Origin of the sequence: Pseudorhodoplanes sp. (assembly GCF_050250235.1) — a bacterium.
Classification (GTDB): domain Bacteria; phylum Pseudomonadota; class Alphaproteobacteria; order Rhizobiales; family Xanthobacteraceae; genus Pseudorhodoplanes.
The window spans coordinates 21,380-28,393 of the sequence record NZ_JBFWPA010000085.1 but is presented as its reverse complement, the minus strand read 5'-3'; the positions used below and the strand labels follow the sequence as shown (position 1 = coordinate 28,393).

At 64.1% G+C, this 7,014-nt stretch carries 8 protein-coding genes and 1 tRNA gene; 4 read left to right on the top strand and 5 right to left on the bottom strand.

The annotated features are described in order from the left end of the window. Positions 1-63: 63 nt before the first annotated feature. From AB7F49_RS27090 to gph, 4 genes are all read right to left on the bottom strand, one after another. Positions 64-297, bottom strand: coding sequence for a hypothetical protein (locus tag AB7F49_RS27090; RefSeq protein ID WP_428528193.1), 234 nt, complete (start codon positions 295-297; stop codon positions 64-66). Positions 298-464: 167 nt separating this feature from the next. Further along, positions 465-539 (bottom strand) — tRNA-Val (locus AB7F49_RS27085). A 58-nt stretch (positions 540-597) separates the two neighbouring features. Next, on the bottom strand, positions 598-1,200 hold the full coding sequence (locus AB7F49_RS27080) for a PEGA domain-containing protein (protein WP_428528192.1): 603 nt from the start codon (positions 1,198-1,200) through the stop codon (positions 598-600). A gap of 180 nt (positions 1,201-1,380) precedes the next feature. Then, positions 1,381-2,079, bottom strand: a complete 699-nt coding sequence (gph, locus tag AB7F49_RS27075; protein WP_428528200.1) for a phosphoglycolate phosphatase — start codon at positions 2,077-2,079, stop codon at positions 1,381-1,383. 156 nt (positions 2,080-2,235) lie between these two features. Here gph and rpiA point away from each other — a divergent pair, with 156 nt between their 5' ends. From rpiA to gor, 3 genes are read left to right on the top strand one after another with little or no spacing between them, the layout of a single operon-like run. After that, positions 2,236-2,940: a ribose-5-phosphate isomerase RpiA gene (rpiA, locus tag AB7F49_RS27070; RefSeq protein WP_428528190.1), complete on the top strand. Its 705-nt coding sequence runs from the start codon at positions 2,236-2,238 to the stop codon at positions 2,938-2,940. 31 nt (positions 2,941-2,971) lie between these two features. Continuing rightward, a complete protein-coding gene (locus AB7F49_RS27065; RefSeq protein WP_428528188.1) occupies positions 2,972-3,487 on the top strand; it encodes a DUF2059 domain-containing protein in 516 nt (171 codons plus the stop codon). 43 nt (positions 3,488-3,530) lie between these two features. Next, positions 3,531-4,916, top strand: coding sequence for a glutathione-disulfide reductase (gor, locus tag AB7F49_RS27060; RefSeq protein WP_428528186.1), 1,386 nt, complete (start codon positions 3,531-3,533; stop codon positions 4,914-4,916). Between the two features lie 15 nt (positions 4,917-4,931). Here the strand turns inward: gor and AB7F49_RS27055 are convergent, their stop codons facing one another. Next, positions 4,932-5,657 carry a VIT1/CCC1 transporter family protein gene (locus tag AB7F49_RS27055; RefSeq protein WP_428528184.1) on the bottom strand — a complete coding sequence of 242 codons (726 nt, stop codon included), beginning with the start codon at positions 5,655-5,657 and terminating at the stop codon, positions 4,932-4,934. 186 nt (positions 5,658-5,843) lie between these two features. Here AB7F49_RS27055 and AB7F49_RS27050 point away from each other — a divergent pair, with 186 nt between their 5' ends. Continuing rightward, positions 5,844-6,938, top strand: coding sequence for a transporter substrate-binding domain-containing protein (locus AB7F49_RS27050; protein ID WP_428528182.1), 1,095 nt, complete (start codon positions 5,844-5,846; stop codon positions 6,936-6,938). Positions 6,939-7,014 lie beyond the last annotated feature (76 nt).

The window sequence follows — 7,014 nt, the reverse complement described above, 5'->3', positions numbered from 1 at the left end:
GGTGAAGCCGTCGCGGCCGACGCCGCCGCCGTATTGCCTCGCGCGATTGTTGCCGAGGACGAACTAGAGTTTGCGCTGCTTGGTGAAGACGATGATGGTGCCGGGCTTTTCCTTGGTCTCGAAACCGACCTCCTGGCGCCGCAGCGCGAGAATTTCGAACAGCCCGCGGACTTTCACGTTCTGCGGCGCGCCGCCGTGAAGCAGATTGTTCGGATCGGTGACAGGATTTGCAGGGGCAGCGGCCGGCAATGCAATCGCGGCAAAGGCAAGGCCCGCGATCAGGATACGCAACTGCATTTCACATGTCCCCAAAGTCGTATTGCCACGAATCGTTCCCCCGAAGCGGAACTCTGACGGTCGCAGCCTTCCGCGCTGCCGCATCGTAAGGTCATTGTTTGTCGCGCGCCACACCTGCCAGCGCAGCGTCGCGCGACCAAGCGTAGCATCGGTGACGGGATGATGAATGGTGGGCGCGACAGGGATTGAACCTGTGACCCCTCCCGTGTGAAGGGAGTGCTCTCCCGCTGAGCTACGCGCCCGAAAGGCCGGCACACATACGTGCCGGCTCGGAGACGTGTCAAGCGCGCGCCTTGCCGCTCAGCGGGTCTGCGCGGGAGCGGGCCATGCCCCGGCCGGCGCGGGCGCCGGAGGCGCTCCGAAGCCTCCGCCGCTTTGCGGGGGAGGCGGATTGAAGCCGCTGGTGGAGGGCGGCTGCGATTGCTGCTGGACGCGCTGCTGCTGCTGTTGCGGCGGGGGCTGCTGCTGCTCCGCTCGCTGCGGCGGCGGTTCTGCGGCGGCCGGCGGCGGCTGCCTTGCGACCCGCGGTTTCTTCGCCGGGGCACGGCGCGGCGCTGCCTTGACCAGTTCTGCGACGACCGGGCTCGGGGTGAAGCGCGGCTGGGAAGCGGTCAGGCCGGTCTCCCCGCTGCCGCGCATGTCTTCGGGCGGCATCAGCTTCACCGGGATGGTTTGCGGCTGAAAGCCGTTGAGGCTGTAAGTCACCTGGAAGTCGGCCGCGGGAACGGCGAGCGCGCAGGGTGTACGGCAGGTCTGGCCGCCCGAGGTCTTGACTTCGGCTCCAGGCGGGTCCGACTCGAACTGCAGGGGAACGGTGGGCGTCGCAGTCCGCATCAGATCGCCCGAACTCGAACAGGCGGAAAGCGCAATCCCGCACGCAACGATCGCCAGGTTTCTAAGCATGGGTCTTGTCCATCGCTGGGCTCGTCAGCGCCACGACCCTCGGTCCGGACCATAAGAGCCGCGCGGCGCAGGCGCAACCGCTGGAGCCAGTTTCCGCAGCACGGCCTTCATGATGCGAGTATTGGTGAAAAGCGTCAAACGGCGTCAATTTTGCGGCTAATTCGTCCCTTTTTGGTTAATTCAGGCGGTAATCGCGTGGCTTCCGGAGCCACGCACAAGATCGAAAACGGCGTCAGGCAGCGCGTCGAAATGACCGATCAGGCGGTCCGGCGACAGCTCCGCCATCGGAATCCGCGTATAGCCGAAATCGACGCCGATCACCGGGATTCCCGCTGCACGCGCGACGCGGATATCGGTCTCCGAATCGCCGACCATCACGGCGCGTCCGACATCTCCGCCGGCGCGCTCGATGGTCCGCCGAAGCGTGTCGGGATCCGGCTTTTTCATTGGAAACGTGTCCTGCCCGCAGATCGCGGCAAACCGCGCTGTGAGGCCGAGCGCATCCAGAAGCCGCAGCGACAGAGCTTCGTACTTGTTGGTGCAGACCGCGAGCGCGAATCCGCGCGACGAAAGCCGATCGAGCGCGGCTTCGAGTCCCGGATAGGGGCGCGAACGGTCGGCAATGTGCTCCTGATAATGCCCGATGTAGCGGGCAAACAGCGCGTCCATCGCGGCTTCCCCGGGAAATCGCCCGCGCTCGGAAAGCGCCTGCTCGAGCAGCGGGCGCACGCCGCCGCCGATCATCGGCCGCGCAGTTGCCGCCGGGATGGCGGGAATTCCTTCCGTTGCCAGGATCGCGTTAAGGGTGTGGATCAGGTCGGGCGCGGTATCGATCAGCGTCCCGTCCAGGTCGAAAACCACAATCGGGTCCGGGAGCATTTTGGGCATCGCGCCCTGCTACGGGGCCGCAGCCGCGAAATCAAGTCTTGCTGAAGTCCCGCGACGGGGGGCTAGGTTCCGGGCCTGATCGAGGCTAGACAGGCCGCCGGTTTTCCGACTGGACGCGCGCCTTCATCCCATGATCTCCAACGGCCAATGACCTCCGATGCCTTGAAACGGCAGGCTGCGGCCCGCGCGCTGGACTGGGTTCGTCCCGGCATGCGGCTGGGGCTTGGAACCGGCTCGACCGCGCGGCATTTCGTCGAACTGCTTGGCGACAGGGTCCGGGCCGGTCTGGATGTGGTGGGCGTGCCGACGTCGGAGGTGACTGCAGCCGATGCGAGGCGCGTTGGCGTACCGCTGGCCACCTTGGATCAATATCCGCAACTCGACCTGACGATTGACGGCGCCGACGAAATCGGCCCCGGCCTGGCGCTGATCAAGGGTGGTGGAGGGGCATTGCTGCGCGAGAAGATCGTGGCCGCTGCGTCGCAGCACATGATTGTCATTGCCGACGATTCCAAGCTTGTTGCGGTATTGGGTGCGTTTCCATTGCCGATCGAGATCGTACCGTTTGGCATCGCGGCGACCGAGCGGGCGATTGGTGACGTGTTGCGACGCCTGTCGCTGCCGGTGCGGATGACCTTGCGGGTCGACGCGGGCGGTCATCCTTTCGTCACGGATGGCGGCCACCGGATCATCGATGCGGCGATCGGACCGATCGCGCAACCGGGGGTACTTGCGCAGGGCCTGACGGCCATCCCCGGCGTGGTGGAGCACGGGCTGTTTCTCGGGCTCGCCCGTACGGCGATCGTTGCCGGTGCGTCGGGAATTCGTGTGATCGAAGAACGAATTGGGTAGTATGTTGAAGAAAATGACAGGAGTTTCTCCAATGAGCGTTCAACCGCTGATCCGGCTTTGCGCGGCCGCCTTCGCCGCGATCCTGCTTGTTGCGGCGCCGGCCAGAGACGCGCATGCGCAACCGAAACCGACACCCTCCCAGATTGCGCTGGCGAACCAGATCCTGGATGCCAAGCAATCGATGACCATTTTTGAAGCGATCGTTCCGGGGGTGATCGAAAAGTCCAAGAATACCTTGCTGCAGATGAATCCGAATCTGTTCAAGGATCTGAACGAGGTGGCCAACGAGATGCGCAAGGATTATTCGCCGCGCCTGGCGGCGTTGCGAAGCGAGATCGCGGCGCTCTATGCCTCCCGCTTCACCGAACAGGAACTGAAAGACACGCTCGCCTTCTACAAGTCGCCGCTTGGCAAGAAGCTCCTGACCGAAGAGCCCAACTTCGTCGAGAATTCGATGACGGCGGCGCAGGACTGGGCGATCAAGCTGAATGATGAAGTGCTCGCACGGTTCCGCACGGAGCTCCGTAAGAAGGGCCATCCGTTCTGACGGCATCGGACCGCGCGAGAGGCGGTAGGGGCGCGAGAGGCGAATGAGCGATTTCGACGTCGATCTTTTTGTCATCGGCGCGGGTTCGGGTGGCGTGCGCGCGGCGCGCATCGCCGCCAATCATGGCGCGACCGTCATCGTCGCTGAGGAATACCGGGTCGGCGGCACCTGCGTGATCCGCGGCTGCGTTCCGAAGAAGCTGCTCGTCTACGCGGCGCGCTTCGCCGACGAATTCGAGGACGCCGCGGGCTATGGCTGGACGCTGCAAAGGCCGGTTTTCGACTGGCCGACGCTGATCGCCAACAAGGACCGCGAAATCGCCCGGCTGGAAGCGGCCTATGTCGCCAATCTCGAACGCTCCAAGGTCAAGATCGTTCGAAGCCGGGCGATTCTCGAAGACGCTCATCGCGTGCGGCTGGTCGCAACGGGTGAGGTCGTGCGCGCGCGTCATATCCTGATCGCGACCGGCGGCTGGCCCTCGCTCGGTGCCGACATTGCGGGGCTCGAACATGTCATAACGTCGAATGAAGCGCTCGACCTCGCCGCGTTTCCGAAGCGGATCCTGATCCAGGGCGGCGGCTATATCGCGGTCGAGTTTGCCGGGATTTTCCATGGTCTCGGAGCGGAAGTGACGCTCGTCTATCGCGGCGACAACATACTGCGCGGCTTCGATGACGACGTGCGCGAGCATCTGCGTGGCGAGATGGAAAAGCGCGGGATCCGGATTCTGACGCGCAAGCTTGTCGAGGGGGTGGAGAAGGTCGACCACGGCCTTTGCGTTTCGCTGTCGGATCATGAAGCCGTGGTGGTCGATCAGGTCATGTTCGCGACCGGACGGCGGCCGAATGTGACCGGCATCGGGCTCGACCGCGCCGGCGTGCAACTGAACGAAAGGGGCGCGGTCAAGGTCGACCGGTATTCGCGCACGTCGGTGCCGCACATTTACGCCGTCGGCGATGTGACCGACCGCGTCAATCTCACGCCGGTCGCGATCCGGGAGGGGCATGCCTTCGCCGACACCGTGTTCGGCGGCAGGGAGGTGGCCGTCGACCACGCCGACATTCCGACCGCGGTTTTCTCGGAGCCGGAAGTCGGCGTGATCGGGCTGACCGAAATGGAAGCACGCCATCGCTATGCACGCGTCGACATCTACAAGTCGAGCTTCCGCACGCTGAAAATGACACTTGCGGCCCGCGATACGCGCTGCTTCTTCAAGCTCGTGGTGGACGGCGACAGCGACCGCGTGCTCGGCTGCCACATCATCGGTCCCGATGCGGGCGAAATGATCCAGCTCGTCGGTATCGCGATCAAGATGAACGCCACCAAGGCGGATTTCGACCGGGTGATGGCCGTGCACCCGACTGCCGCGGAGGAGCTGGTCACGATGCGCACCAAGGCCGCAACCTATGTGCGCGAAGCCGCCGAATAGCGGATCGCAATTTTCCTAGACCAGACGCGCGATGAGGGCGCCTACGCCATAGGCAACAAGGGCCGCGGTCATGCCGATGGCGAGCGTTTCGAGGCCGCATGCCCACCATCGGCGCGCCGACCAGCGGCTGCGAATAGAGCCGATGGCTGCGAACACGAATGCGGTGAGCACGATCGCGACCATGGCTGCGTTCGGGATTGCGAGCAGAAACGGTGCCAGCGGTACGAATCCGGCAACCACGAATGCGAGAAAGGTGTAGCCCGCGGCCCGCACGGGCGAGCGCGATGCGGCACCGATGCCGTATTCTTCCGCCAGCATCAGATCAACCCAGACGTCGCGCCGCGAGGTGATCAGCCGGGTCAGCGACTCCAGCGGCTCGCCGGCAAATCCCTTGGCCCGGAAAATCTCGCGGACTTCCTGGGTCTCGCCGTCCTTGTCGAGCCGGATGTGACGCAGCTCCTGGTCGCGCAGCTGAGCGGCCTGATCGGCAGCAGCCTTGGTCGCGGTGAAATTGCCTGCCGCCATTGAAAAACCGTCGGCGAGAAGATTGGCCATCCCAAGGATCAGCACGACCCGCGGCGAAAGGTCCGCGCCGATCGCGCCGGAGACGACGGCGAAGGTCGTAACGGTCCCATCGATTGCGCCGTAGACAGCGTCCGGCAGATAATTCGCCTTCGGTCCCTGGGCGAGACGTTGTGCGATAGCGTCGGGATCGTGTGAGTGTTCGAGTTGATCCGGCATGGGCTTGACCGTAGTTCTGTTGGCATGGGTGGTGTGACTTGCCCTTTTGAGCCAGCGTCAGCGCTGCATGATGTCTGCGGCGCGTGTCCAGCATGGCATTAGCCGGCCGTGTCGCCCATGCTAAAGTCCCTTTGTCGCAAATCACTTTCAGGTGCCGTTTTGATGATTTCGGTTATGCGATGTCGGATGTTCATGCTTGCCGGCGCCTTCCTGGCGGCCGGTCTGATCCATCCCGCATTTGCACAATCCGCGAAGTCGGACCTCGATCCACTGCTGCAGCGCGAAATCGTGGTCGGCACCAAGGAAGCGGCGCCATTCGCGATGAAAGGCCCGGACGGGCAGTGGACCGGTATCAGCATCGAGCTCTGGCGGCGGATCGCGGAGCAGCAGAAACTCAAATTCCGATTCCATGAAGAGGAAACCGTTCCCGGGCTGATCGACGCGGCTGCTCAGGGGAAAGTCGACATTGCGGTCGCGGCATTAACGGTGACGGCCGGCCGTGAGGAAATTCTCGACTTCACGTCCGCCTTCTATGGCACCGGACTCGGCATCGCGGTCGCGTCCGGCGAAGCAGCAAGCTTCGCACCGGTGATGCGGACGCTCACGTCCTTCAACTTTCTGCGGGCGGTGCTGGCGCTGATCGGTCTCGCACTCGTGGTAGGCTTCCTGGTCTGGCTGCTCGAACGCCGCCACAACGAGGAGTTCGGCGGCGGCGTCGCCAAGGGGCTCAGTTCGAGCGTCTGGTGGACCACGGTTGCCATGACCCAGCGCGGCATCGGCCAGCAGGGTCCCCGCACCATGCCGGGCCGCTTCGTGGCGATGCTCTGGATGGTCGGCTCGATCATCACCATCGCGGTCTTCACTGCGGCCATCACCTCAGCGCTGACCGTGAGGCATTTGCAGGGAGCGGTCCAGGGCGTGACCGACCTGTCAAAGGTGCGGGTCGGTGCGGTCGCCGGCTCCTCAACCGAGGAGACCCTGAGGAAATTGCGGATCGGGTTCGACAGTTTTCCGACCGCCAGGGACGGCCTGAAGGCGATCCGTGACGGCGAACTCGATGCATTCGTCTATGATCGGCCGCTACTGGCATGGACCATCAACCAAGATTTTCGCCGCAGCATCGAGTTACTCGACGTGGTCTTCGACCAGCAGCATTATGCCTTTGCGCTGCCATCGGGCAGCCCGCTGCGCAAGCCGGTCAGCGTGACGTTGCTGCGAGAAGTGCGAAGCCCCTGGTGGGGCGAGACGCTGTACCGCTATCTCGGCTCGAAAGGGCAGTAGCGGACCCGGATTTGGTCCGAAATGTCGTCGGAACGCGGGCGTGGCGGCTTGAACCAAGTGCCGCTATAACGCGCCC

Coding starts and splice junctions, on each gene's coding strand:
- gph (WP_428528200.1), bottom strand. CDS start 2,079: ATGCTCCCGGACCCGATTGTGGTTTTCGACCTGGACGGGACGCTGATC.
- gor (WP_428528186.1), top strand. CDS start 3,531: ATGAGCGATTTCGACGTCGATCTTTTTGTCATCGGCGCGGGTTCGGGT.
- rpiA (WP_428528190.1), top strand. CDS start 2,236: ATGACCTCCGATGCCTTGAAACGGCAGGCTGCGGCCCGCGCGCTGGAC.
- AB7F49_RS27080 (WP_428528192.1), bottom strand. CDS start 1,200: ATGCTTAGAAACCTGGCGATCGTTGCGTGCGGGATTGCGCTTTCCGCC.
- AB7F49_RS27050 (WP_428528182.1), top strand. CDS start 5,844: ATGTTCATGCTTGCCGGCGCCTTCCTGGCGGCCGGTCTGATCCATCCC.
- AB7F49_RS27055 (WP_428528184.1), bottom strand. CDS start 5,657: ATGCCGGATCAACTCGAACACTCACACGATCCCGACGCTATCGCACAA.
- AB7F49_RS27065 (WP_428528188.1), top strand. CDS start 2,972: ATGAGCGTTCAACCGCTGATCCGGCTTTGCGCGGCCGCCTTCGCCGCG.
- AB7F49_RS27090 (WP_428528193.1), bottom strand. CDS start 297: ATGCAGTTGCGTATCCTGATCGCGGGCCTTGCCTTTGCCGCGATTGCA.